21 protein-coding genes, 2 pseudogenes and 2 other annotated features are annotated in these 26,249 nt (G+C 33.0%); of the genes and pseudogenes, 6 read left to right on the top strand and 17 right to left on the bottom strand.

Annotated features, from left to right (window positions below):
- Positions 1-45: 45 nt before the first annotated feature.
- Positions 46-1,467 (bottom strand): aminotransferase-like domain-containing protein, encoded by a 1,422-nt coding sequence (locus B6K90_RS04525; protein WP_088011563.1) that lies wholly within the window; start codon positions 1,465-1,467, stop codon positions 46-48.
- Between the two features lie 99 nt (positions 1,468-1,566).
- Between B6K90_RS04525 and B6K90_RS04520 the strand changes: the two genes are divergently transcribed.
- Positions 1,567-2,169, top strand: a complete 603-nt coding sequence (locus tag B6K90_RS04520; protein WP_088011562.1) for a LysE/ArgO family amino acid transporter — start codon at positions 1,567-1,569, stop codon at positions 2,167-2,169.
- Between the two features lie 107 nt (positions 2,170-2,276).
- On the opposite strand, the gene ileS is transcribed toward B6K90_RS04520, so the two are convergent.
- From ileS to B6K90_RS04495, 5 genes and pseudogenes are all read right to left on the bottom strand, one after another.
- Positions 2,277-5,357 (bottom strand): isoleucine--tRNA ligase, encoded by a 3,081-nt coding sequence (gene ileS / locus B6K90_RS04515; RefSeq protein WP_088011561.1) that lies wholly within the window; start codon positions 5,355-5,357, stop codon positions 2,277-2,279.
- Positions 5,358-5,408: 51 nt separating this feature from the next.
- Positions 5,409-5,654: a binding site (T-box leader), on the bottom strand.
- Between the two features lie 184 nt (positions 5,655-5,838).
- Positions 5,839-6,432 (bottom strand): DUF2441 domain-containing protein, encoded by a 594-nt coding sequence (locus tag B6K90_RS04510; RefSeq protein ID WP_088011560.1) that lies wholly within the window; start codon positions 6,430-6,432, stop codon positions 5,839-5,841.
- Between the two features lie 79 nt (positions 6,433-6,511).
- Positions 6,512-7,417: an alpha/beta fold hydrolase gene (locus tag B6K90_RS04505; RefSeq protein WP_088011559.1), complete on the bottom strand. Its 906-nt coding sequence runs from the start codon at positions 7,415-7,417 to the stop codon at positions 6,512-6,514.
- A 220-nt stretch (positions 7,418-7,637) separates the two neighbouring features.
- Positions 7,638-8,040: pseudogene (locus B6K90_RS04500) on the bottom strand (GrpB family protein).
- Positions 8,041-8,184: 144 nt separating this feature from the next.
- Positions 8,185-8,799: a Type 1 glutamine amidotransferase-like domain-containing protein gene (locus B6K90_RS04495; RefSeq protein WP_088011558.1), complete on the bottom strand. Its 615-nt coding sequence runs from the start codon at positions 8,797-8,799 to the stop codon at positions 8,185-8,187.
- Between the two features lie 258 nt (positions 8,800-9,057).
- Here B6K90_RS04495 and pyrE point away from each other — a divergent pair, with 258 nt between their 5' ends.
- The 4 genes and pseudogenes from pyrE to B6K90_RS04475 all read left to right on the top strand — a co-directional run bounded on the left by pyrE (position 9,058) and on the right by B6K90_RS04475 (position 12,132).
- On the top strand, positions 9,058-9,603 hold the full coding sequence (pyrE, locus tag B6K90_RS04490; protein WP_088011557.1) for an orotate phosphoribosyltransferase: 546 nt from the start codon (positions 9,058-9,060) through the stop codon (positions 9,601-9,603).
- Positions 9,600-10,844, top strand: a complete 1,245-nt coding sequence (locus tag B6K90_RS04485; protein WP_088011556.1) for an MFS transporter — start codon at positions 9,600-9,602, stop codon at positions 10,842-10,844. The genes pyrE and B6K90_RS04485 overlap by 4 nt, the downstream gene beginning before the upstream one ends.
- 46 nt (positions 10,845-10,890) lie before the next feature.
- The gene (locus B6K90_RS04480) at positions 10,891-11,436 is read left to right on the top strand and encodes a GNAT family N-acetyltransferase (RefSeq protein ID WP_088011922.1); all 546 of its coding nucleotides are present in this window, start codon (positions 10,891-10,893) and stop codon (positions 11,434-11,436) included.
- A 226-nt stretch (positions 11,437-11,662) separates the two neighbouring features.
- Positions 11,663-12,132: pseudogene (locus tag B6K90_RS04475) on the top strand (GNAT family N-acetyltransferase).
- A 261-nt stretch (positions 12,133-12,393) separates the two neighbouring features.
- Here B6K90_RS04475 and B6K90_RS04470 read toward each other — a convergent pair.
- The 4 genes from B6K90_RS04470 to B6K90_RS04455 all read right to left on the bottom strand — a co-directional run bounded on the left by B6K90_RS04470 (position 12,394) and on the right by B6K90_RS04455 (position 15,242).
- Positions 12,394-12,636 (bottom strand): DNA alkylation repair protein, encoded by a 243-nt coding sequence (locus B6K90_RS04470; protein ID WP_088011555.1) that lies wholly within the window; start codon positions 12,634-12,636, stop codon positions 12,394-12,396.
- A 62-nt stretch (positions 12,637-12,698) separates the two neighbouring features.
- Positions 12,699-12,893 (bottom strand): NETI motif-containing protein, encoded by a 195-nt coding sequence (locus B6K90_RS04465; RefSeq protein WP_088011554.1) that lies wholly within the window; start codon positions 12,891-12,893, stop codon positions 12,699-12,701.
- 114 nt (positions 12,894-13,007) lie between these two features.
- A complete protein-coding gene (locus B6K90_RS04460) occupies positions 13,008-13,730 on the bottom strand; it encodes a Bax inhibitor-1/YccA family protein (RefSeq protein ID WP_088011553.1) in 723 nt (240 codons plus the stop codon).
- Between the two features lie 126 nt (positions 13,731-13,856).
- Entirely contained in the window at positions 13,857-15,242 is a 1,386-nt protein-coding gene (locus tag B6K90_RS04455; RefSeq protein WP_088011552.1) for a glycine--tRNA ligase, read from the bottom strand.
- Between the two features lie 80 nt (positions 15,243-15,322).
- Positions 15,323-15,502: a binding site (T-box leader), on the bottom strand.
- Between the two features lie 211 nt (positions 15,503-15,713).
- Here B6K90_RS04455 and B6K90_RS04450 point away from each other — a divergent pair.
- Positions 15,714-16,142, top strand: coding sequence for a hypothetical protein (locus B6K90_RS04450; protein ID WP_088011551.1), 429 nt, complete (start codon positions 15,714-15,716; stop codon positions 16,140-16,142).
- 51 nt (positions 16,143-16,193) lie between these two features.
- Here the strand turns inward: B6K90_RS04450 and B6K90_RS04445 are convergent, their stop codons facing one another.
- The 7 genes from B6K90_RS04445 to parE all read right to left on the bottom strand — a co-directional run bounded on the left by B6K90_RS04445 (position 16,194) and on the right by parE (position 26,020).
- Positions 16,194-16,901 carry an ABC transporter ATP-binding protein gene (locus tag B6K90_RS04445; protein WP_088011550.1) on the bottom strand — a complete coding sequence of 236 codons (708 nt, stop codon included), beginning with the start codon at positions 16,899-16,901 and terminating at the stop codon, positions 16,194-16,196.
- An 18-nt stretch (positions 16,902-16,919) separates the two neighbouring features.
- A complete protein-coding gene (locus tag B6K90_RS04440; protein ID WP_088011549.1) occupies positions 16,920-17,690 on the bottom strand; it encodes an ABC transporter ATP-binding protein in 771 nt (256 codons plus the stop codon).
- 16 nt (positions 17,691-17,706) lie between these two features.
- Positions 17,707-18,975 carry an ABC transporter permease subunit gene (locus tag B6K90_RS04435; RefSeq protein ID WP_088011548.1) on the bottom strand — a complete coding sequence of 423 codons (1,269 nt, stop codon included), beginning with the start codon at positions 18,973-18,975 and terminating at the stop codon, positions 17,707-17,709.
- A 9-nt stretch (positions 18,976-18,984) separates the two neighbouring features.
- Positions 18,985-19,968, bottom strand: coding sequence for a branched-chain amino acid ABC transporter permease (locus B6K90_RS04430; protein WP_088011547.1), 984 nt, complete (start codon positions 19,966-19,968; stop codon positions 18,985-18,987).
- A gap of 142 nt (positions 19,969-20,110) precedes the next feature.
- Positions 20,111-21,295 carry a branched-chain amino acid ABC transporter substrate-binding protein gene (locus B6K90_RS04425; protein ID WP_088011546.1) on the bottom strand — a complete coding sequence of 395 codons (1,185 nt, stop codon included), beginning with the start codon at positions 21,293-21,295 and terminating at the stop codon, positions 20,111-20,113.
- Positions 21,296-21,614: 319 nt separating this feature from the next.
- On the bottom strand, positions 21,615-24,047 hold the full coding sequence (parC, locus tag B6K90_RS04420; protein WP_088011545.1) for a DNA topoisomerase IV subunit A: 2,433 nt from the start codon (positions 24,045-24,047) through the stop codon (positions 21,615-21,617).
- Positions 24,047-26,020 (bottom strand): DNA topoisomerase IV subunit B, encoded by a 1,974-nt coding sequence (gene parE / locus B6K90_RS04415; protein WP_088011544.1) that lies wholly within the window; start codon positions 26,018-26,020, stop codon positions 24,047-24,049. The genes parC and parE overlap by 1 nt, the downstream gene beginning before the upstream one ends.
- Positions 26,021-26,249 lie beyond the last annotated feature (229 nt).

Raw genomic sequence — 26,249 nt, 5'->3', positions numbered from 1 at the left:
TTATCCTTCATTAAAAGGACCAAAGTAATAAAATTCTAAATGAAATCACAGTTGGCTTAATTGTAGTAAAATATTTAATCCCTTTTTTAAATCTTCCAATGACGCATAGGCATAAGAAAGACGAATATGGTGTAAGTCTCTTGGTTCATAAATATAACCTGGATTTATCAATATATTTTGTTTAAGTAATTTTAAAAATAAAGTCTTATTTACAATTGGATTATGAAACCTAAGCCATATGTAGAAACCACCTTCAGACTTTTTCCATGAAGCTATTTTTTTAAATTCCTTTTCTAAAATTTCTTCTACGTATTTAGCTCTTCTTTGCAATTGTTCACGAAGGTTAACAAGATGCTTTTCGTATAGACCATTTGAGATCCAGTGTGATACGATTTCTTGCGAAAAGGCACTTGAACCGTAATCTGTTTGCATTTTAATATCAGCTAATCGTTCAATTACAGGTGAAGGTGCAACAACCCAACCAATTCTTAATCCCGGGCTTAGTGTTTTTGATACACTCCCTATATAAAGAACTTGTCCTGATGTATCAAGCGATTTTATAGCTGGTGAAGATGATTCAAAAAGCAATTCATGATACACATCATCTTCAATTATCGGAATTTGTAGCTCTTTGCATGTATTAAATAGATTTTGCTTTTCTTTGAATGTCCAATTATAACCCGTTGGATTGTTTAGCGTTGGAACACAGTAGAATAAAGATTGCCTCTTCCCTTTATGTGCCCGTAAATTATCTTTTAATTGATGTTCCCTTGAAACTGAAATCATTCGCATGCCATTAGATTGAAAGGGATGTACTGAATTCAAATACGAAAATTGTTCTTGAAATAAAATGGAACCCTCTTCTAATAATCCAACTGCAATTAATTGAAGTGCTTGAAGTGCACCCGAAACAATTAAAATGTTCTCTGGTGCTGTTTCAATTCCACGTTTTTTTAAATAATTACTTAAAATTCCGCGGAGCTTTTCACTTCCTTGCGGAGATGAATAGCCGATTGCTTTGGAATCAAGTGTAATCTGTCTTAACGAATCTTCTATTTGTTTAGTTGGTAGTAACTCAGGTGATAATTCACCTGTTCCAAGACGTATGATATGATCCATTTGCTCATGTTCATTTATGAGTTGAATCGTATGGTAGTTTGGTTTATGAATACTTGATTCAATATGTCTCTGCCAATTAGGTTGATATTTGCTCAAAAGTACGTTCCAAGAATTGTTAGTCACAAATACCCCTGAACCCATTTTTGATTCAATCAAACCCTCTGCCCTTAATTCATCAAGTGCAAGTTGTATGGTACTGCGGTTCACATTAAATTGCGTTGCTAGTTGACGCTGTGTTGGAATCTTTGTGCCTACAGACCAATCACCTCGTTCAATACGAGATTTTATCCAATCTACAATTTGCTCTTGAACAGTCAAATGAGAATCGCGATTTGGTTTCCATTTCATCTAACTCCCCCTTAAATTGGGTGGATATAAAACCATCCAATTGGTTGTTTTCTTTTAGTTTTAACATAGTACGATAGTAATTGAAAGGGAGTTGATTACATGGAAGCTATTATTCATGGCCTAGTCTTAGCATTCGGACTTATTTTACCTTTAGGGGTACAGAATGTATTTATATTTTCACAAGGTGCAACACAGCCAAAACTAATTCGAGCGCTTCCTGCGACTTTTACCGCTGCGCTATGTGATACTTTGTTAATTCTTTTAGCTATTTTTGGACTTTCCACTATCGTTCTACAATTTGAATGGCTAAGAATTAGCCTGATGATTGCTGGTATTTTGTTTTTAATTTACATGGGGTATGTTATTTGGAGGTCTAAACCTGTAGCAAATGAATCGAACAGCGCATTACCTGGCCGTCAGCAAATCATTTTTGCTTTATCAGTTTCCTTATTAAATCCACATGCAATTTTAGATACAGTAGGGGTAATTGGAACAAGTGCATTAAAATATGTCGGAAAGGAACAAGTTTTCTTTACGATCGCATGTATTACAGTATCCTGGATTTGGTTTTGTGGATTAACAATCGCAGGCTCAGTCATGAAGAAGGTAGACAGTACAGGAAGTTTAATGAACATATTCAACAAATGCTCCGCCTTGTTTATTTGGGGAACGGCCATTTATCTTTTAATTGGATTAACTTAATTGTCCATTAGAGGATATTATATTTCTGCACTATATTCCTTGTCATTTAAATAGAAAAACGACAGACTAAATCTTGTTATTAGTCTGTCATTTCTTAAACTATTCAATTAATTAGAAGCAACTAATTCAATTTCTGATTGATAGTCACCAACTTTAATTTCTTTTCCGTTCACTTGATTTTTAACAACCAATTTTCTCATTAATAAGTTTTCTTCAAGCATTTCTTTAAACTTTTCAATGATTTCAATAAATTCCGGATTAGCTGTAATTCCGATGTCTACTCGCATATTGATTGGTAAATTCAATTCTTTTCGATATTCTTGAATAGACCGTATTAGTTCTCTTACGGTACCTTCTTGGATCAGGTTTTCTGTTAATAATGTGTCGAGTGTCACTGTAAATTCACCATTCGTCGCAGATGCATAACCTTCTTTTGCACTTTTTTCAACTAAAATATCTAGTACATCGACTTTAACAGTTTCTCCTGTTTCAATTAATAAATTAACGTACCCGCTCTCAACCACATTTTTTGCTTCTTCATTTGTTAATGCTTGAAGTGATTTATTGACTAAATTTGAAAGCTTTCCAAATTTTGCTCCAGATTTTTTAAAATCCAATTTTAATTTTAAGATTGAAAACTCATTTTCATTGTTTACTTGTTGGAATTTTTTTACGTTTAACTCTTCTAAGACAATTTCTTTATATACTTCCCAATCGATGGCCTCATTGTTACTAACTAAAGTTAAACTAGCTAGAGGCTGTTTAATCTTTAATGAATTTGCATTTCGGATGCTTCTTCCAAGTTCCACAACTTTTAGGACCGCATCCATTTCCTTTTCTAGCTGAGAATCGATTAATTTGTCATCGTACACTGGAAAGTCAGCTAAATGGACGCTTTGTTTTGTTAAATTAACATAAACATCTTCTGCTAAAAATGGCGTAAACGGTGCTAATAATTGACTTACTTTTGTTAAAACTTCAAACAGTGTGTAGTAAGCCGCTGCCTTCTCTTTATTCATCCCATTTGACCAAAATCGTTCTCTTGACCTTCTTACATACCAATTGCTAACTTCATCCACTAATTTAGCGATGTCTCTAGCAGCATTTGTAAATTGATAGTCCTCCAATTTGTTAGTTACATTTTTGATTGTGCTATGCAAACGTGAAATGATCCATTGATCCAATTTACTCGTTTGATACTCATATTGTTTTTTTAAATTAAATCCATCTAAATTTGCATATAAACTGTAAAAACTATACACATTGTCGATTGTATCAATGAGTTTCGATTTCGCCTCTTGAACTACTCTTTCAGAAAAACGCTTCGGGTTCCAAGGCGCACTGTCTACTAATAAAGCCCATCTTAATGAATCTGCACCATATTTTTGAATTAATTCTACTGGATCAAGTGCATTCCCTTTACTCTTAGACATTTTTTGTCCATTTTCATCTAATACATGGCCTAGTGATAATACTCGTTTATAAGGTACTTTCCCAGTAAATAAAGTAGATACAGCAAGTAAACTATAGAACCAACCTCTCGTTTGATCAATTCCTTCAATGACAACATCTGCTGGAAATTGCTTTGCAAATTTCTCTTTATTTTCAAAAGGATAATGATACTGGGCAAATGGCATCGAACCACTATCGAACCAGACATCAATTACTTCAGACGTTCTTTTCATATTCCCGTTACAGTTCGGACATTTAAGTGTGACATCATCAACAAAAGGTTTATGCAGTTCAATTGAATCGTCAATTTCTTCAACTGAATAGTTGCATAATTCATTTATACTTTTCGGTGCTAATTGATGATTACATGAATCACATTCCCAAACATTTAATGGTGTGCCCCAATACCTTTTTCGACTAATATTCCAATCTACCATTTGTTCTAAAAAATTACCAAATCGACCATGTTTTATATGTTCTGGATGCCATGTTACTTCTTCATTATTTTTTATAAACTGTTCCCTTAATGCTGTAGTTTTGATAAACCAACTTTCATTCGCATAATAGAGTAGAGGTGAATCACAACGCCAACAATGAGGATAGCTGTGCACATATTTTTCTTTACTAAATAATAATTCATTTTCAGCTAAATACTTGACTATATCTACATCACACTCTTTAACAAAACGACCTTGAAAATTAGGTACTTCATCCGTATATTGGCCTCTTTCATTCACTACATTTACAAAAGATAAACCATTTTCTTGAACAACCTTATAGTCATCCTCTCCATATGCAGGTGCTATATGAACAATCCCAGTACCACTACTTTCCGTCACAAAATCTGCTTTCACAACTTTATGTCCGACCTCAACATTTACGAATTTAAATGGTGGTAAATAGCTGGTACCGATTAGATCAGCCCCGAGAAATTCAGATACTACGACATAATCAGCTTTTAATACTTTATCTAATAAAGCCTTCGCAAGAATATATACTTCCTTACCTTTTTTAGCACGAACGTATTCCATTGTTGGATTTACAGCTAACGCTACATTAGCTGGAAGTGTCCACGGAGTTGTCGTCCATCCAAGAAAATATACATTATCTTCATTTTGCAATTTAAATTTAACCGTTGCAGATAAATCTTTAACGTCTTTATATCCTTGTGCTACTTCATGCGAGCTTAATGATGTTTGACAACTAGGGCAATAAGGTGAAACACGGTGACCTTTTACAAGTAAACCTTTTTCATGAATTGTCCCAAGAATATTCCAAACACTTTCAATATAAGAATTATCTAATGTTACATATGGATCATCCATATCAACCCAATAACCTAACTGCTCAGTAAAATCACGCCATTGTTTCTCGTAAGTAAAAACACTTTCCTTACATTTATCAAGAAAGGCTTTTACACCATAACGTTCAATTTCTGCCTTACCTGAAATGCCTAACATCTTTTCAACACCAAGTTCAACCGGTAAACCATGAGTGTCCCATCCAGCTTTACGAACAACTTGGAAACCAGCCATCGTTTTATATCTAGCTACAACATCTTTTATTGTACGACCTAATGCGTGACCAACATGTGGTAGACCGTTTGCAGTTGGGGGGCCTTCATAAAAAACAAAAGTTTGATTATTTTCTCTTTGTTCAATTGATTTTACAAACGTGTTATTTTTAGACCAAAGTTCACTTATTCTTTTTTCACGACTTTGTACAGATTCCTTCATATGATATCGCCTCTCTTCTTTTTTTAAAGCACACAAAAACCCGTCCCTATAATAAGGGACGGGTTTAACCGCGATACCACCCTAATTCTATTGAAAAAAGTCCGTTCTTCAATAGCACTCTAGTCACGTACAATCATACGCGTTCCTTTTAACGGTAGACACCCGTTCAAACTTACTTATGTTTTCAGTTTGACTTCTCGGAGAGGATCTTCATTTAAGTACCATTCACCGGATTTCAGCTTCCCCGGCTCTCTGTGGAACAGTAACGAAAATTACTTTTCTCGTCATTGAATTCATTTGTGTGCTTTAATTGTTATTTATTATATCCATCGACTAATAAAAAGTCAAAGTTTTCTTAAATTTATTTTTTTCTTAATTATAATTGCCGATTTGAATTATTGTTACAACGATATTGTAAAGTGAACTTTCCGTATGGTCTGTTTTAGTTAAGATTAGAAATCAATTTTAAAAAATGATGAAATTAAACTACGAAATCATCAATAATTTCTACCACTTCAATTTTCCCATTAATTAAAAGCTCAGGAAGATCATTTTTAACATTACCCATCCAATATTCTCTAGCTTGTTCAATTTTCTTTGCAAATGGTAGCCCATCCTCTTTCGGTAATAGATTTCCATCGCCCTCAAAAGAACTCCCATTAACTCTTAATTTAACAATCTGCAAAACTTTTCGATTGAACGAATCGAATATTTCCTTCCATTTCAAAGAATCCTCATAACTTTTGGCAGCGTATAAGCAAGACAATCTAGACGGATATTCTGGATATTCTTGCAGTCTAACCATTTCTAAAATTACTTCTCTAATTGCCCTAGTAGTTTGACCTACGTACTTCTTAGCAACTTCAGCATTTTCTGCATCCTGTTTAAACCCGACTTCTGTATAATGTCTATAAAATATCTGTATAAAATCTTCACCTTTATTATTCAATTGCTCCTTTTCAAAAAAGAAGCTATATAAGGTATTTTTTTGATCACCGTCGAAATCAATTATCTGCCCAAGGTTCATTTTTTTTCTAGTAACAATGTGATAAACATACATTTCGGTATCTTTCATGGCTCGTCTCCTACTTGAGTACATCATTATTTAACCTTATTTTACCAGAAAAAATTTGTCCATTGTTCAACAATTACAATTACTTGTGATGCTCACTTGAAATTCTATGTACACATTCAATTATTAGGTCTGGACGATCAAGAAATACAGAATGTCCTGAATTACTTGCAAATAACAATTCACTCTTTGAAGATAATTTAACTTGATTAGTGATCAATTGCGACCACTTATCTTCAAAAACTCTTAATTCCCATAAAGGAGTTCCTGTTTTCAATTCTGACTTAATCGTGAAATCTTTATCGCGTCCAATTACGATTAACGGAATATCAGGGAAATCCCCAAGATTTTTAATAACTTCAGCATCCTTTTTCCACTCTTTAATTTCCGATGCCATCGCCTTATATAATGAAGGATTTATTTGAAAATCCAATAATCTCTGTTGAATATCAATTGGTAATTGGCGATGTTTATCATTCAAAGTTGGATTAAGTATTTTCGATAATTGTTTTAAATCTTTAAGCGCATAATTTAAACATTTTTCGATCCAATCTTTATCAGTTTCTTGATCTATTACAGGTAGATTTAAATTATCCAACTCTTTCAATTCAATAGAAGTAGAATCAACCAAAATCACGCCAGCCACAATTTTAGAATATGATTTAGCGAAGTGTTGTGCACATAGACCACCATAAGAATGCCCAATTAAATAAATTGGTTCTTCAATTTTAAAATGATCAAGTAATGAAGCTAGAACACGTACTGTCGATTCAGTATTCTTAACACCTTCTCCAATTTCACTTTTACCAAGCCCCTGACGATGAAATGTTAGAACTCTATTAGTTTGGCTTAAAATGTTTATAATCTCATACCACTCATCAAAAGAACATCCCATACCAGTAAGTATGACAAATAATGGTCCTTTATTCCCTTTGTATAACACTTCAATTTTATTGTTATTTATTAAAATATATTGATAACCATCCATTCTACCTAGTCTCTCTCCTTTTTAGCTACAACAATAAATAATTGAGATTTTATGTAACTAAATCTTATGTTGTTTATAATTTAAGCTCTAACAACATATAATCTATCTGTTATACAATGAGTCTTTTACCTTATTAAACTAGATAAATAGAGGGTGATCAATTAATGATCATCTTCTATTTTTTGTTACACTAATACATTGCGTTAGTTTAATAAGAAGTTCATTTAGAACTCCATTTTTTAACTTTTCTTAATAACTCATTTACGAATTGTTCTTTACCTAATTGATATTCTTTGGTGTTACTAGGGAACTGTTCTGCTAATTTAATTTTTAAATCACCATAACTTTTGGCATCCAGTGGGTGTTTAATCAAATTCTCTTTAAAATCCAAGTGAGTCTTTTCCAACTTGGAAGATAGGTATATGATGAGTTCTATTTTCTTTACCTTTTAGGAAAAATCTTCTGCCAGATATGCTATTCTCACCACGTGGTTCATACCCAAGTAACTCTAACTCTTTGTTATACTGATCGATTAATTCAATATTATTTACTACTATTAAAATATCTATAATTGGTTTCGCAAAACCTATCGATTTAACTGATGTACTTCCGATATGGTACATTTCAATTAATGCTGTCCATGGAACTATATTTGTTTTTCTCAATAAATCATCCCCAAATTTTTATTGATGCTATTGAATAAAAGCATGCAATAGTTGAAAAAGCCGGAAGTTAGTCAACATATGCATGTGTTAGTTTCATAAGAACTAATTATTTATTAAAACAAATTGATCATCTTTTATTCTAACTACATTACATTTATTCAAATTTTCAAACTCAATTAACCTTTCTTCGATAGACCTTCTAGTAGTGTCTGGAAACAAGTCTTCTCTGTCATAGTGTGGAAAGATCATTTTATTAGTCATTTCTAAACCAGTTAGATCCTTGGTTTCTACTATATTCAGCTGAGGGGTAAAATAATTGACAACATTAATGTTTGGGCCGAGAACTACTGCACCTGCACTAACACCGACTATTATGACGTTTTTATTTGATAATCTTTTAAATATCAGATCGGCACCACTTTTCCTAATATGATGAAGCAAATAAAATGGATTACCTCCGTTAATATAGATAATATTATATTTTTCAAACTTTTCTGCTGATTCAAATTCTATATCAATAAACTCCACACTTTTTATACCCATATGATCAAAGTCTTGTTTTGCTTTTATTGCAAATTTATTATTCTCTTTTTGTTGTGATGCAGTTGTAATTACTCCTGCACTCATATTACTTATATTTCCTTTAGTAAGTTGTAAAAACTGTTCCTTGATTTCATCGGTAAAAAAACCATTTGAAGTTAATAATAGATTTACCATTCAACAAACCTCATTTATATATTATTAAAGGTAATTTTTCTAGAAAAGTAATTAAACTCCTTTTAATAACACAAAAAATATTCATAATGTTTAGCTAAAGGAAAATCAGATTTAAACTGTTGATATACTTTTCTCTTCAGTTCAATATTGGACTTTTATTACAAACTATCCATAATTCATGTTAAATTTCGTATTTTTTAATAATTCCAAAATTATGGTAAAATATATTGATTATGATTTTATTAGGGGGATCATGGAATGGATAAAGTTCAATTGGCGCAAGAGATTTATAAAGTTTCCCATCTTACTGGTGAGTTTAAATTAAGATCTGGTTTAGTATCAAACGAGTATTTTGATAAATATTTATTTGAATCGAATCCTACACTTTTAAGAGAAATTGCAGAACATTTAGCGTATTTAATACCAGAAGGTACAGAAGTATTGGCAGGGTTAGAAATGGGTGGTATTCCGATCGCTACAGCATTGTCTCTAAAAACAGGTATTCCAGTTGTATTCGTTCGAAAAGCAGCAAAAGTCTATGGAACTTGTAAACTCGCAGAAGGAATTGATATCCAAAATAAAAAGATTTGTATCATTGAAGATGTAGTAACAACCGGCGGACAGATTAAGCTTAGCGCTGAAGATTTAAAACAAGTTGGTGCAAACGTAAAAGATGTTTTATGTGTAATTGATCGAAAACAAAATGGGAAAGAAAATTTATCTGAAGTCGGATTAAACTTACACTCCTTACTTACATTGGATGATTTAATTGCGAATGCATCTAATTTCATTGAACGAATATGAGATTCAATAAAAGTATAGATCTTTTTAAAAATAGAAATTTTTTAAAGTATTGGTTAAGCTATCTATTCTCTGCATTGGGTGATTCTATATATTATTTCTTAATACCATGGATGATTAAGGAGATAACAGGTTCAGGAACAATGATGGGAACATTTTTGCTGGTAGTTGGAGTTCCTAGGATTATGTTCATGCTTTTCGGTGGTGTAATTGTTGACCGTTTTGATGGAAGAAAAGTAATGATGCTATCAGATATGCTTCGTGCCATCTTAATGATAGTGATGTTAGTTCTACTTATGTTAAATAGTATGAATATGTCCTTTATTTTTATTTTGGGCTTTATTTTTGGAACTGTGGATGCCTTTTATTGGCCAGCAGTTACATCGATCCAGCAACGAGTAATTGAAAAAAATAAGTATGTTCAATCGAATAGTGTATTTGCTGGGACATGGCAAATTACAGCTCTAATAGGGCCAATCATAGGAGCGTTTTTATATCAATTGGATAATGGTAAAACATGTTTTATTTTTATTTGTATCTCTTTTGTTATTTCTGCGATAACACTGTTTTTAATAAAATTAATGCCTATAAAGACGGCCATTCAGACTGAAAAGAAATCGAATTTGAAAGAAAATTTCATTTTTGGCATCAGATTTATACTCCAAAATCGACTAGTACTTACTTTGATTATTACAATGCTTTTCGCTAATGCGAGTTTTAGAATGTTATTCGTAGGATTACCCTTTTTGGCAAAATCGTTCGGTGCAAGTGAAAGTGAGTTTGGCATGATGCAATCAATGCTTGGTGGAGGAGGAATAATTGTTTCTCTGCTATTCGCTTTTGTCTTTATCATTAAAAATCCAAGTTTAAAGGTTAATATGATTGCCGTGTCGGCTCAAGGAGTCGGATTACTTTTATTAGGATTTACATCAAATGTTTGGCAAGCAATGATCGCTATAGGTTTTATCGGAATTGCAACTGCATTAGTAAGTACATTTATACCAAGTGTATTTCAAAAAGTGATCCCTATGGAAGTGATGGGTAGAGTTTCAAGTGTTAATATGATGGTTGCTCAAGGAGTCGTACCGTTAGCTCAAGCGTTCGGTGGCTGGGTTATAGATATAAGTAGTCCTAACATACTTTTTATCGCTGCAGGACTTGTTGAAATGTTAACTGGATTGATAGCGTTAATGTTACCAACATCGGTTGTACTTTACGAAGGTAATAAAAAGCAAAGTGTTTAACTACGATCAATTATTTCATAATGTTATTACAAGCGAGGAAAAGGAAATGTTACTACATAAGATTGATGAAGATATTTCATTAAGAATGTTTAATATAGATGATGCTGAAGAATTTTACAATTTAACGATTAGTTCAAAGGATTATTTGAAAGAATGGCTCGGTTGGTTGAATTCCATTGAGAGTGTTGAAGATACTGCTCAAAACATTAACGCAAGGCTTAAAGCATTTGCTGAACATGGTGGTTACCCAAGATCATTCGCTATAATTTATAAAGGAAATATTGCAGGTACAATAGGTTTTAACGACATAAATAACTCAAATAAAACTGGAACAATTGGATATTGGTTAGGAGAAAACTTCCAAGGTAATGGAATTATGTCTAAGGCATTTAAATATTTAATTGATTATGGATTCAATGAACTTGGTCTGAATAAAGTTGAAGTTAGAGTCGCTGTAAAAAACAAAAAAAGTAGGGCACTTCCTGAACGATTTGGATTCGTTGAAGAAGGTATACTCAGGCAAGCTGAGTGGCTCTACGATCATTATGTAGATCATATTAATTATGGACTTTTAGTAGAAGAGTGGAAATGATAAAAATAGATATTAAAAATGGTGTGAAATCATGTATAAAATCAAACATAACATAATTACAGAAGAAGTTTTGCAAGAATGGGATCAAAAATTAGTTCACGCATTTATACCATTTTTTAACAACTTCAGTTAGCTTAGACAATTAACTATTAGACTAGTTGAGCAAGCGAATCAAAAAATAATTTAGAAATTAATAAAGGCACGAAAGTACAAGAGGTGAATGTACATGTACTTAAGATTAGATAAAGCAACAGACTCAGATGCACAATCCATTTTTGAAATGCAAGTGAAAGCCTTTATACCTTTGTTAGAAAAATATCAAGATCATGACACAAGTCCTGCGAACGAACAATTGATCAGGTAATTAGAAGAATCAATTATCCTGCTGGTGGATTTTATAAGATTTTGCTTGAGGGTGCTCTTGTAGGAGCGGTATGTATCTATTACAAAGAAGAAACACAATTTTGGATCAGTCCAATGTTCATTTTACCAGAATTCCAAGGTATGGGAATTGCACAGAAAGCTATCCATTTAATTGAAAGACAATTCCCACAAGCAACTACTTGGGAATTAAGAACAATCTTAGAAGAAAAATGTAACTGTTATTTATATGAAAAAATGGGTTATAGCCTAACTGGCGAAACTAAACGTTTAAATGAAAATTTAACACTAGTGGGTTATAAAAAAATTTGTTAACCTTTTTTTAATCAACGACAAGGTTTTAAGGATTTTTTTATTTGTTGATTTGAATATCTTTCTTCCAAAATTAATTAAAGACTAAGCATTCTGCTTAGTCTTCTTCATTCTGACCAGTTGTAAAAAAAGTTGTAATATTTAAGGTTTCCAAATAAAATACAAAATTCTTTTCATCTGATTATTTTAAAAAATTTTTTAATATTATTATTTTTTTGTGATTGATTAGACATGCACTAATTTTTGTCACTAAACAATATCTATTTACAATGACTCAGCTGTTTTTTCAAACATTACACTTTGGTCAATTAAACCACAAGCTCCACATTGAACTAAATATTCTGGACCCTTATATGGAACAAAAAATGGATCAAGCCCACTTGAAACATACTCTTCTCGTTCAACATCTCCGCTTTGAGCATTTAATTTAACCGCTTTTGGGTTTTGTTCGATTAAATAAAATCTACTTTTGTTTGTTTTACAGCGTGGACATGCTAATTTATGCATATTTTCACCTCATTTTATTCATATAAGGTTACTATTCCATTAAATTATTATATTTATTCATATTAATTCCTATTTAATTTTCCTTCAAAAACAATCTTTCTTCCAGTCGGTTCGATTTCAACCTTACCATTGATCATTTGCTCTGAAAATATTGGTACTTCCATTCTTTTAACTGGTGTGTAGCCTTCTTTTTGCATTCTCTCTAAACACTCATTAATTGTTTCGTTTTCAAAGACTTCAAATTTTTTCTTACTCATCTATTTCCCTACTTTCTACTATTGTAATTCTATTTAAACAGATCCGAATTAAATCAAAATATAGTAAAAAACCTTACTTTCATTTGAGAGTAAGGTCTGACTGACTAAAATTATTTAATCGCGAATCCTTGAAAGGAATCGAAGTGCTTCAATATAAACCCAAATGACGGTTACTAATAAACCAAAAGCACAATACCACTCGAATTCTTTTGGTGCCCCTTGTCTAACACTTGTCGTAATTAGATCAAAGTCCAAGAATAGATTTAATGAAGCAATAACTAGAATCGCTAAACTAACAAATATGCCTATTGGACCAGATTGATGGATATATGGAATTGGAACATGGAAAAGCTGAAGGACCATCGTTAGTAAATAAAATAAAAATACTCCGATTGTTAAACCTAAAACAATTGATCTAAAACGGTGCGTTACTTTCACAAGTCCTGTAGCATAACAAATTAATGTTCCTGCAATAATTGCGATTGTTAATAGAACCGCTTGTAGTACAATCATTCCATAAGTTGCTTCGTAAACAGCTGAAATATTACCAATTAGAATACCTTCTACTGCTGCATAAATTGGTGTAGTAATCGGCGCAATTCTAGGTGAAAAAGATGTCACTAACCCAATAATAAATGCAACGATTAAACATCCTATAAACACTTTCGAATTAAGTGTTCCAGTAGCCGTTAAATAAAATGAGTATCCTGCTGTTGCGATTAGTAAGATTAATGCGATTATTGTTTTACCAATTGTCCCACCTAACGTCATCGCTTGAGCTGAATGTCTTGATTTTGTCAATCGTTCAGAATTTAAGATAGGATTTGAACTCCTCATTTAAACTCCTCCTTTATTTTATACCTTCATTTTACCATTTTTAGTAAATTTCTTAAACTTTAAACAAGCTTTAGTAAAATATATGAAAAAAGATGTCCAAAAGGACACCTTATTTAAAAAACTAAATTAAAATTTAATTTTATTTGCTAAGAATGATTGAAGTTCACTTATTGCAACACGAGTTTGCTCCATTGTGTCACGGTCACGAACTGTAACTTTTCCGTCTTCAATTGATTCGAAGTCGTAAGTGATACAGAAAGGTGTACCGATTTCATCTTGACGTCTATAACGTTTACCAATTGAACCAGTTTCATCGAAATCAACATTAAAATCTTCAGCTAAAGTAGCAAATACTTCTTGTGCATTTTCTGATAATTTTTTAGACAATGGTAAAATCGCTGCCTTATACGGTGCTAATGCAGGATGTAGACGCATTACTGTACGTGAAGTACCATCTTCTAATGCCTCTTCTTCATAAGCATCAATTAAAAATGCTAATGTAACACGATCTGCACCTAATGATGGCTCGATACAATATGGAACGTATTTTTCATTTGTAATTGGATCATGATATGTGAAATCTTCTGTTGAATATTCCATATGTTGTTTTAAATCATAATCTGTACGAGACGCAATGCCCCATAACTCGCCCCAACCAAATGGGAATTTATATTCAAAGTCAGTAGTCGCGTTACTATAGTGTGATAATTCATCTGCACTATGTTCACGTAAACGAAGATTTTCTTCCTTCATTCCTAAAGCTAAAAGCCATTTATTTGCAGTTTCTTTCCAATAAGAATACCACTCTAACTCTTCACCTGGTTTACAGAAGAATTCAAGCTCCATTTGTTCGAATTCACGAGTACGGAACGTGAAATTTCCTGGAGTAATTTCGTTACGGAAACTTTTACCGATTTGAGCAATACCAAATGGAACTTTCTTTCTCATCGTACGTTGAACATTTTTAAAGTTTACGAAAATACCTTGCGCTGTTTCAGGACGTAAGAAAATTTCATTCGTACTTGATTCAGTAACACCTTGGAATGTTTTAAACATTAGGTTAAATTGACGAATATCTGTAAAATCATGGCTACCACAATCTGGACACGCAATTTTATGTTCCTCAATTAATTTAGCCATTTCTGAAAATGGAAGACCATCAACGATAATTTCCATTCCTTTTTCTTCAAGTGCATTTTCAATTAATTTATCTGCACGATGACGAGTTTTACAATTTTTGCAATCGATCATTGGATCATTAAAGTTACCAATATGACCTGATGCTTCCCATGTACGTGGATTCATTAAGATTGCAGCATCTAAACCAACATTATATGGACTTTGCTGAACAAACTTTTTCCACCAAGCTTTTTTCACATTATTTTTTAATTCAACACCTAGTGGACCATAATCCCACGTATTTGCTAAACCTCCGTAAATTTCAGAACCTGGGAATACAAATCCTCTGTGTTTAGCATGACTTACAACGACATCCATTGATTTTTCTGACATTTCATTCGCCTCCAATTTTCAATTGTTTTTTGAAAATGCAAGAATGAAATAAAAAAGCTCTCATCCTTAGGCATTTTCTGCCTAGGGACGAGAGCTGTATATGCACCCGCGGTTCCACCCTAGTTGACAATTAAAAAAATTGTCCACTTTAAGAATTAACTCAGGAATGCCTTTCGCTAAAGGTTTTGATTGAGCTCACACTATCCTCAACTCGCTAAGCAAAATGATCTTTAGGTACTTCTTTCCGTCAACGTTATATGTAATAAATAATATGTTGTTATTTTAACAAAGTGACAATGATTAAGTCAAATATTATTATGAACATTTATGATAAAAAAATACGGTGAATTTTTTGAATATTTTTTGGAAAACTAACATGTAAAGATAAAACCTTTACAGTATGAGCATTACTTGGTATGATAGAAAAGTTGTTTTATTTATATACCTAACTATCAGAAGGGAGTGCTAGTTTTGAGTAGCAGCATTTTTTCAAAGAAAAAGAAACGTTCAGCAGTATTGCTTGATAAACATCATTCCATTCGTTTATTAAAGACAAACAAAAAGCGAATCGTAAACAAAAGAAACAATAAAATAAAAGGGTTCGAACAATTACTTGTTAAAGAATTAAACGAGGAAATGATTTCAACTTCAAACAGTACGGTAAATGAAATTTCTGAAAATGTAAATACAGTAGTGATCGAAGGACTTCCAGTAACATTTCTTCTAAAGGTTGGAAAAGAGTTTTTCTCAGATTTAGAAGCAGTGAAGTACTATTATAATAGTAAACATGAAGATTTTTACAAGAATCGTAGTTTACTAGAGGAATCACTTCAATCTTCAATTAACAATGCTTCAAGTGAAGAGCAATTAAAAATTTCGGAATTTATTTCTAATAGATAATATTTCACAAAAAAGTCAGTTCATTATTGATAAATGAACTGACTTTTTTAATTAAGCTAAATATGCTTTTTTCACTTCTTCATTATTCATTAATGTCTTACCTTCACCAACCATTTGAATCTCTCCAGTTTGAATAACATAGCCACGGTGAGCAATTTGTAATGCTTGGTATGCGTTTTGTTCTACTAATAAAATTGTCATCCCTTGTTTGTTTAGTTGCTCAATGATTTCAAATATTTGTTCAACGATAATTGGAGCAAGACCCATTGATGGCTCGTCTAGCATCAGTAATGATGGACCCATCATCAGTCCTCTACCAATTGCTAGCATTTGTTGTTCTCCTCCACTCATCGTACCGCCTTTTTGGCTTAGTCGCTCTTTAAGTCTTGGAAAATAATCAAATACCATTTCCATACGTGCAGCGATTAGTTTTTTATCTTTAACTGAGAAAGCACCCATCTCTAAATTTTCTTTTACAGTTAATTTAGAAAAGATCCTTCTTCCTTCCGGTACGTGTGCAATTCCCTTTAAGGCAATTTCATGAGCTTGTAACTTTATAATCTCTTCACCTTTATAAATCAACGTTCCAGATTTTGGTTTAACTTGGCCACAAATCGTTTTTAAAGTAGTAGATTTTCCAGCACCATTACTTCCAATTAATGTTACAATTTCGCCTTCATTTACTTCAATGTTAATATCTTTTAGTGCTTGAATACCACCGTAAAAAGAGTTAATATCTTTTAATTGTAATAGGGTCATCTTTTCGTACTCCTTTCACTATGCAGTAGTCACTGCACTTTTTCCTAAATATGCTTCAATTACTTTTTGATTATTTCGAATTTCAAGTGGTTTACCTTCTGCAATTTTTTCGCCATGATCAAGTACGAATAAATACTCGGAAATTTCCATTACAAGCTTCATATCATGTTCGATTAAGACGATTGTTAAGTTTAAGTCATCTCTCATTTGATAGATTAAATCAGTCAATTCTTTCGTTTCTTTCGGATTCATCCCTGCAGCTGGCTCATCTAAAAGTAAGATTCTTGGTTGAGATGCTAATGCACGCGCGATTTCAAGTCGTCTTTGTGCACCATATGATAGACTCGATGCTTCCTCATTATAAACATCAGCCAATCCTACGTATTCTAACCATTTATATGCTTCCTTCATCGCCATTTTTTCTGCTTTTTTAAATTTAGGTAAATGGAATATTGTTGAAAATACGCCATATTTTAAGTGCTGATGCATTCCTACCATGACATTTTCTAAAGCCGTCATACTACTAAATAAACGAATATTTTGGAATGTACGCGCGATCCCTTTTTTATTAACAGTATGTGGCTTTAACCCTACTAAACTTTCATTACCAAGCAAAATCTCACCGCTAGTAGGAGTATATACACCTGTAATCATATTAAAAAATGTTGTTTTCCCTGCACCATTTGGTCCAATTACTGCTGTAATTGAGCCTTCTTTAATTTCTATATTTACATTATTAACAGCTGTTAAACCGCCAAAGCTTTTCGTTAAATTCGTTGTTTTTAACATTTAATAACCTCCTCTCCTAAAATGAAACTGAGCGTGTATTTTCTTCGACTACAGTTTGATCTACGACGTCTTCTTTTGGAACAACCTTATTTTTGGCAGGCAATAGTCCTTTAGGCCTGAAGATTGCTACAAGTACTAAAATTAGTCCGAAAATCATACGTTGCATTTTAGAAGGTGATAGAGCCGGTGGTAAATTAATGACTCCATCTAATGTTAATTGGTTTAAATAATTTGTTACTTCTGTTAATACTTGTAGGTTTAAGATTGTTACAAGTGCTGCTCCAAGAATAACCCCTGGAACGCTACCCATTCCTCCTAAAATTACCATTACTAAGATCGTGATTGATTCAAGTAATGTAAAGCTTGTAGGGTCAATGAACATTTGCTTTGCAGAGAATACTACCCCCATCATTCCTGAGAAAGAAGCACCAATTGCAAATGCAATTAATTTCGTACGTACTAAGTGAATACCTGATGCTTGGGCAGCGATTTCATTCTCACGTACCGCTTTCCAAGAACGGCCAAGTTTAGAATCTTGTAATCTAGTAACAGCTAAAATGACAATTGCTAATACAACTAACACCACATAATAAAATTGGCCAGAACTATCAATTTCTAATCCAAAAATAGTAGGTGCTGGAATAGAAGAAATACCTTGTGCTCCACCAGTAATATTTACCGGTTTATCTAAGTTATTAAATACGATTCGAATAATTTCCCCGAATCCAAGTGTTACAATTGCTAAATAATCACCTTTTACGCGAAGTACTGGAATACCTAATAATACACCTGCTATGCTTGCGATAATTCCACCGATAATTATAAATACCCAGAATGAGTTTCCTGAAAAAGGAAGAAAGTCAAAATGCAAGAAGTTCGTTACTTGTTTAGTAGAAAAAATTGCATAAGTATATGAACCGATTGCAAAGAAGGCAACAAATCCTAAATCTAATAAACCTGCTAAACCAACTACAACGTTTAATCCAAGTGCCATTGCAACATAAATTCCAACTAAAGTCGCTACACCCATATATGATTCAAATGCTGTACCTTGTGATGCTACATATGGCATGATCACTGTTAAAACTAGTATTCCAATGCTCCATTTTAATTTAACTGGAAAATTAGTTTTATATAATAAATAAAGTGAGAATAAAATTAATAGAAATGCTGTTACGGATTCTTGCAAAAAGTATAATCCTAATGATGTAACAACGATATAAGCTCCTAAGAAAATTCCTTGTAGTTTGTTTGATTGTTTTAACCCTTCTACTAAGCTCTTCATCTAATTCACCTACACTTTCTCAGCTACAGGTTTACCAAATAAACCTTCTGGCTTGAATATTAGAACTAGAATTAAAATTCCAAATGCAAATACATCTTTATATTCTGATGGGAAAATGCCATGTGTTAAAGTTGATAAATTTGTTGCTGCAAACACTTCGATTATACCGATTAATAAACCACCAACCATCGCACCACGGATATTTCCTATTCCCCCTAATACTGCAGCTGTAAATGCTTTTAGCCCTAAAATAAAACCGATGTACGGATCAATTGTGTTATATTGTAATGCAAAAAGTACGCCAGTTGCACCACCTAATCCAGAGCCTAAAAAGAATGTTAATGAGATGACTTTGTTAACGTTTACAGACATTAATGATGCAGTTTCACGATCCTGAGCAACTGCACGCATTGCTGTACCCCATTTTGTTTTATTGATGAAGTAATCTAATGAAATCATCATTACAACTGCAACGACTAAAATAATAATTGATGCTGATTTAATTTGTGCATTTCCAAATGAAGAAAAAATTGAGCTAGTTTTAATTTGGTGTTGTCCTGAAAATAGTGATGGGCCAGTAATAATGTAATTTCCTTCTTTTAATTCAGCAATAAAACGCACGATATCTTGTAGTAAAAATGAAATACCTATTGCTGTAATTAATGTAATTAACTTTGGTGCTTTTCGTAATGGACGATACGCAACTCTTTCAATCCCCATTCCTAGGAATCCAGTTGCTAATGAAGCTATAATTAATACAATTGCTAACACGATAATTGCAGGTAGACTACTTAATAAACCTAAACCAGTAAATGTAATTAATACTGCAGTACCAATAAACGCACCTGCCATGAATATTTCACCATGTGCAAAGTTGATTAGTTCTAATATCCCATAAACCATCGTGTAACCGAGTGCTACGATTGCATATACTGCTCCTAAAACAAGACCGTCTATTAGTACTTGAGGTAGTGTTTGGATTACTTCATTCATGTATGAGACCTCCTATAAATAATATAGTTTATTTCCTATTAATTTCCAAAATTTTACAATTTTCTCACCTTATTGAGAGAAAAAGAGTATCACGTTTTTACGGGATACTCTCTTTCTTTAGACTGGTAGACTTTGTTCCTAATTATGGTTTAGTAACTTCGCCTTCTTGAGTACCAGGATATTTAGCTTCTTTAAACGTATAAATAAATACTTTTGCGTATTTGTTGTCCCCTTTATCGTCGAAACCAACCTTCGTTACTACACCATCATAATCTTGAATTGCACGTACTGCTTTTTCAACTTGTTCACGAGTTGGAGTTTTACCTTTGTTATCGTTAATCGCATTTTTTAATCCTTCTAATAAAACGCCAGCAGAATCATATCCGTAAGACGAGAACGATTCGATGTTTTTATTAAATTTTGATTTATATGCGTCAGCAAAAGCTTTACCTTTATCTGTTTTTAACGTATCACCAGCAACTGAAGTATAGTAGAAGTTTTTAACAGCATCCCCAGCAATATCAACTAAACCTGAAGAGTCCATTCCATCTCCACCCATGAATGGGATGTTTAATCCTTTTTCACGAGCTTGTTTTAATAAAATTCCACCTTCAGCATAAAGTCCACCAAAGAATACTAAATCAGGCTTTTTCGCAATCGCATTATTTAGTACACCGTTAAAGTCTTTATCTCCGATTGAGATCCCTTCTTCACCTAAAATTTTAGCGCCTAATTTCTCAGCAGCAGCTTTGAATTCATTTGCTAAACCAGTTCCGTAAGGTGTTTTATCTTGAATGATAAATATATTTTTAGCTTTTAATGTATTAATCGCAAAATTTGCACCTGCAGGACCTTGGAAGTCATCACGAGCACAAATTCGGTTAACGACTCCTAATCCACGGTCAGTAACTTCATTTGCAGTATTTGAAGGAGAAACCATTACGATATGGTCTTTCTCATACTTTACAGAAGATGGAATTGCTACACCAGAGTTTAAGTGTCCTACAACACCAAGGATTTTATTGTCTGCAGCTAACTGCTCAGCATTTGCTACACCTTTTTTTGGATCCCCTTGATCATCATAAGGTACAATCTTTAAATCAAAGCCTAATTTTTTGAAAGCTGCTTTTTGATCCTCTAATGCAAGCTGAGCTCCAAGTTTAATGGATTCACCTAAAATTGCGTTATTACCAGATAATGGTGTATTTGTAGCAATTTTAATGACCTGGTTCCCATCCTTTGAACTATTACTATTACCACAACCTGCTAAAATACCTGCAGTTAACGATACTGATGCTAAAATTGCAAATCCTTTCTTTAAAACCATATGTACGCCCCCTTAATAACCTATTTTTTTGAAAATTTAAAATACTTAAGAAAATAGTAAGCTATATTTTTTCGTTAGACAAGGTCTTTTGGTTCAAAATATTTCGACAATTCTGTCGATTCGTTGTTATTTTAGGCAATTATTACCATTAAAAATTCATTAAAAACCTTTTTTTCTTATTTTTGAATTGTAAAATTAGAAACTTTTAATTAATTTCCCTTGATTAATTCATATAAAATGTTTTTCTAGTATTATTTGTACATTTTTCGACAAATTCGACAAAAAAACCTATTCCAAAAAGCTTGGAATAGGTTCTTTTCTAATTATTTTCTTCTTTTTTGTATCGAATAATCGTCTTTATATCACCAGAATCATCAGTATCCATAACAAATGATCCATTACTATACTGATCACTATTTCTTAAATCACTTGGGTCAACTGTCTCAAATTGCCCAGATTTACTTAATAATGCAAACATATCATTTTCATTTATTGCATATACCCCAATTAACATATGAGGATTATTTTTCAAATCGCGAAGTACTTTAACTCCCCTTGTACCTCTAGAGCTTTGAGGGATCGTATCGAGTTTCATTTTTTTAATTGCTGCTCGATGTGTTGCACAGAATATTTCTTTCACTTCGTTACTAATCGTGTCTGCAGATACAACAAAATCTTGATCCTTTAAGTTAATTCCTTTAACTCCGCCAGCTCTTAAGCCTTGTATACTAATCTCTTCAACATTAAATAACAATGTGTATCCCAAACTTGTAGCCATCAACACTTGATCTGTTTCAGAAGTGACACCAGCAAAAATTAAGGTATCATCTGACTTAATTGACATACCAACAAGTGGTTTAGAATAACGTTGTACTTTTAATTGCTGAATACTTGTACGTTTTACAATACCATTTTTAGTCACAAATAAAATATAATCTTTATTTTCTTCAAAATTATTTACGACTGTAGCAGAAAGAATTGTTTCGTCTCTCTCAATTGGAATAATATTTGCAACATGTTGCCCCATATCTTTCCATCTGATATCTTGCATTTCATGAATTGGTAAATATAAATAGTTACCTTTTGAAGTAAATAAAATAAGTGTATCTGTCGTCGTACTTTCTATTTGATAAATTAAACGGTCGCCTTCTTTCATACCGTAATCTTTACCATTTGAAGCTGTAAAAGATCTAGGACTTGTACGTTTAACGTATCCTTCACTTGTAACCGTGACAATCACGTCTTCTTGAGCGATTATATCTTCTCTAGCAATTTTAATTTCTTCAATTTCTTCTTGAATCGTCGAACGTCTGTCGTCTGCATATTTTAATTTAATTTTCTTTAAGTCTGTTTTTATAACTGACAATAATTTTGCTTCACTGTTTAAAATTGCTTCAAGCTGTTTGATTCGTTTATCTAACTCATCTGCTTCTTCTTGTAATGCTGTTATATCAGTGTTTGTTAGGCGATATAATTGTAACATGACTATCGCTTCAGCTTGTTGTTCAGTAAACTCAAATTGAGCGATTAACTTATCCTTTGCATCGCGTTTATCATTTGCAGAACGGATTGTTGAAATTACTTCATCTAAAATCGATAAAGCCTTCATCAAACCTTCTACAACATGTTGGCGAGCTTTTGCTTTTCTTAAATCAAAATTTGAACGATTTGTAATGACTTCTTTTTGATGTTCAATATAAGCATCAAGAATTGCAGGTAATGACATTTGTTTCGGTGTACGATTATAGATCGCAACCATATTGAAGTTATAAGGTATTTGAAGTTCAGTATTTTTATATAAATAATTTAAAATCGCTTCGTTATTTGCATCTTTTTTCAGTTCGATGACAATTCGGAGTCCAGTACGATCTGTTTCATCACGTACTTCTGTAATTCCATCAACTTTTCGATCAAGACGAACCTCATCCATCTTCTTTACTAAATTCGCTTTATTCACTTCTGAAGGAATTTCTGTAATGATTAATGCCTGTTTCCCACCACGTAAATCCTCGGTATGAACACGGCTTCGAATAATGATTTTTCCTTTTCCTGTTTCATAGGCTTTTTTTATACCATCCACACCTTGAATGATTCCACCAGTAGCAAAATCAGGTCCATGGATTACGGTCATTAAATCATCTACTGTACAGTTTTTATTTTCAATGCGCATAATCGTAGCATCGATTACTTCCCCAAGATGATGCGAAGGTATTTCAGTTGCATATCCGGCAGAGATTCCTGTGCTACCGTTAACTAATAAATTTGGAAACATTGATGGTAAAACAACTGGCTCCATACTTGTATCGTCAAAGTTCGGTACAAAATCAACTGTTTCTTTATCAATATCTCTCAATAGTTCACTTGCTATTGCTGATAACCTAGCCTCGGTATAACGCATAGCTGCTGGAGGGTCTCCATCAATACTACCGTTATTTCCATGCATTTGAATTAATACATTTCTTAATTTCCAATCTTGACTTAGTCGTACCATCGCATCATATACAGAAGTATCACCATGTGGATGGTAATTACCAATTACATTTCCGACTGTTTTAGCAGATTTACGGTAAGGCTTGTCTTGCGTGTTTCCTTCAACGTGCATTGAATACAAAATACGACGTTGAACTGGCTTTAAACCATCACGAGCATCAGGTAATGCTCGTTCTTGAATAATATACTTACTATATCGACCAAAGCGGTCACCTATTATGTCTTCTAAAGGGATATTATATAATTTTTCCGATGATTGCATCAGACATTGCTCCCTTCTTTTTCTACTTCAACTTGCTCATTATTTAAAATTTTATCCTCTTCATCTAAATCAAATACTACATTTGATTCAATCCACTTACGTCTAGGTTCAACTTTATCACCCATTAAAGTAGTTACACGACGATCTGCTCTAGCGCCATCATCAATTTTCACACGAATAAGCGTTCTAGTTTCAGGATCCATCGTTGTTTCCCAAAGTTGGTCAGCATTCATTTCACCAAGTCCTTTATAACGCTGAATCATATAACCTTTACCAACTTTTTTAATCGCATCTTGTAAGTCTACCTCTGACCAAGCATATTCGATTACTTCTTTTTTTCCAGAACCTTTACTTACTTTGAATAAAGGAGGTAAGGCGATATAAACTTTACCAGCCTCTACTAATGGCTTCATATAACGGTAAAAGAATGTTAATAAAAGTACTTGAATATGCGCTCCATCTGTATCAGCATCGGTCATAATAACGATTTTGTCATAATTAACATCTTCAATGTCAAAATCACTACCTACTCCTGCACCAATCGCATGAATAATCGTATTAATCTCTTCATTTTTCATTATGTCCGCTAGTTTTGCCTTCTCTGTATTGATTACTTTACCACGTAAAGGCAAAATTGCTTGGAAACGGCGATCACGACCTTGTTTAGCACTACCACCAGCTGAATCACCCTCAACTAAGTATAATTCATTTTTCTGTGGGTTACGTGACTGTGCCGGTGTAAGCTTTCCGCTTAATGATGTTTCTGAACGCTTTCTCTTTTTACCACTTCTTGCTTCTTCACGTGCTTTTCTTGCAGCTTCTCTCGCTTGAAATGCTTTTATCGATTTCTTTACTAATGAAGTCGCAATATCTGGATTTTCTTCTAGGAAGTAAGCCAATTGGTCCGAAACAACAGAGTCAACAGCTGACCTTGCTTCACTAGTACCTAATTTACCTTTAGTTTGACCTTCAAATTGAAGCAGCTCTTCAGGAATTCGTACAGATACAATTGCAGCTAATCCTTCACGAATATCCGCTCCATCTAAATTTTTATCTTTTTCTTTTAACAGATTTACTTTTCTTGCGTATTCATTAAATGCTCTTGTTAAAGCAGTTTTTGCACCAACTTCGTGTGTACCACCATCTTTTGTACGAACATTGTTTACGAAAGAAAGCATCGTTTCTGAATAACCGTCATTAAATTGGAACGAAAATTCAACCTCTATTTTATTTTGTAGTCCTTCAAAGAATACTACAGGATGTAGAGCTTCTTTTTCTTCGTTTAAATACGATACAAAAGCTTCGATACCGTTTTCATAATAAAACTCTTCGAACGTATCATGACGTTCATCTTTAATTGTAATTTTTAATCCTTTTAATAAAAAAGCTGACTCTCTAAGTCTTTCACATAAAGTATCAAAGTTGAAATTTGTTGTGCTAAAAATAGTTGGATCTGGTTTAAAATGGATCGTCGTACCAGTTCTTTTAGTCTTTCCAACGATTTCTAAGGAAGTTACTGCTTTACCACCATTTTCAAAACGTTGCTTGTAAATCGTTCCTTCACGGTGAATTTCAACTGTTAACCATTCAGATAAAGCATTAACAACTGAAGCACCAACACCATGTAGACCACCACTTGTTTTGTAGCCGCCTTGTCCAAATTTACCCCCTGCGTGTAATACAGTTAAAATAATTTCTGGAGTTGGTTTTCCCATTTTGTGCATTCCAGTAGGCATCCCACGACCATGGTCTTTTACGCTTAAGCTATTATCTTTATGAATAACCACATCTATTTGAGTCCCGTGACCAGCTAATGCTTCATCTACAGAGTTATCTACGATTTCATAAACTAAATGGTGCAGACCTCTACTATCAGTGCTGCCAATATACATTCCAGGTCGTTTACGTACAGCTTCTAAACCTTCTAGTACCTGTATCGCATCTTCGTTATATGTTGTCTCATTCTTTGCCAACACCATTTCTCCTTTCTAACTAAACACTTACATAAGAACATCTGTTCCATTATATCATAATATAAATAAAATGTTGCTTCTAATCGTTCATGTTAATGGTTTTTTTCCTAACTTACAAGTCGAACACGAAAAAAAAAATAGGACAAGTTCATAAAAAGCTGGATATTAGAATCAAGAAAATGAAGCTTTAAAGTTAAAAATTGATAAATTTGCATATTAAAATTCAAAT

Origin of the sequence: Gottfriedia acidiceleris, assembly GCF_002128425.1 — a bacterium.
Taxonomy (GTDB): domain Bacteria; phylum Bacillota; class Bacilli; order Bacillales; family Bacillaceae_G; genus Gottfriedia; species Gottfriedia acidiceleris.
This window is presented reverse-complemented; position numbering and strand designations above follow the sequence as displayed.

Bases quoted from the DNA above. Each gene is read 5' to 3' on its own strand.
- parC (WP_088011545.1), bottom strand. From the start codon at position 24,047: ATGCAATCATCGGAAAAATTATATAATATCCCTTTAGAAGACATAATA.
- B6K90_RS04510 (WP_088011560.1), bottom strand. From the start codon at position 6,432: ATGAAAGATACCGAAATGTATGTTTATCACATTGTTACTAGAAAAAAA.
- B6K90_RS04460 (WP_088011553.1), bottom strand. From the start codon at position 13,730: ATGAGGAGTTCAAATCCTATCTTAAATTCTGAACGATTGACAAAATCA.
- B6K90_RS04430 (WP_088011547.1), bottom strand. From the start codon at position 19,968: ATGAATGAAGTAATCCAAACACTACCTCAAGTACTAATAGACGGTCTT.
- B6K90_RS04505 (WP_088011559.1), bottom strand. From the start codon at position 7,417: ATGGATGGTTATCAATATATTTTAATAAATAACAATAAAATTGAAGTG.
- B6K90_RS04520 (WP_088011562.1), top strand. From the start codon at position 1,567: ATGGAAGCTATTATTCATGGCCTAGTCTTAGCATTCGGACTTATTTTA.
- B6K90_RS04440 (WP_088011549.1), bottom strand. From the start codon at position 17,690: ATGTTAAAAACAACGAATTTAACGAAAAGCTTTGGCGGTTTAACAGCT.
- B6K90_RS04485 (WP_088011556.1), top strand. From the start codon at position 9,600: ATGAGATTCAATAAAAGTATAGATCTTTTTAAAAATAGAAATTTTTTA.
- B6K90_RS04480 (WP_088011922.1), top strand. From the start codon at position 10,891: ATGTTACTACATAAGATTGATGAAGATATTTCATTAAGAATGTTTAAT.
- ileS (WP_088011561.1), bottom strand. From the start codon at position 5,357: ATGAAGGAATCTGTACAAAGTCGTGAAAAAAGAATAAGTGAACTTTGG.
- B6K90_RS04445 (WP_088011550.1), bottom strand. From the start codon at position 16,901: ATGACCCTATTACAATTAAAAGATATTAACTCTTTTTACGGTGGTATT.
- B6K90_RS04425 (WP_088011546.1), bottom strand. From the start codon at position 21,295: ATGGTTTTAAAGAAAGGATTTGCAATTTTAGCATCAGTATCGTTAACT.
- B6K90_RS04495 (WP_088011558.1), bottom strand. From the start codon at position 8,799: ATGGTAAATCTATTATTAACTTCAAATGGTTTTTTTACCGATGAAATC.
- B6K90_RS04470 (WP_088011555.1), bottom strand. From the start codon at position 12,636: ATGCATAAATTAGCATGTCCACGCTGTAAAACAAACAAAAGTAGATTT.
- B6K90_RS04465 (WP_088011554.1), bottom strand. From the start codon at position 12,893: ATGAGTAAGAAAAAATTTGAAGTCTTTGAAAACGAAACAATTAATGAG.
- B6K90_RS04455 (WP_088011552.1), bottom strand. From the start codon at position 15,242: ATGTCAGAAAAATCAATGGATGTCGTTGTAAGTCATGCTAAACACAGA.
- B6K90_RS04435 (WP_088011548.1), bottom strand. From the start codon at position 18,975: ATGAAGAGCTTAGTAGAAGGGTTAAAACAATCAAACAAACTACAAGGA.
- B6K90_RS04525 (WP_088011563.1), bottom strand. From the start codon at position 1,467: ATGAAATGGAAACCAAATCGCGATTCTCATTTGACTGTTCAAGAGCAA.
- pyrE (WP_088011557.1), top strand. From the start codon at position 9,058: ATGGATAAAGTTCAATTGGCGCAAGAGATTTATAAAGTTTCCCATCTT.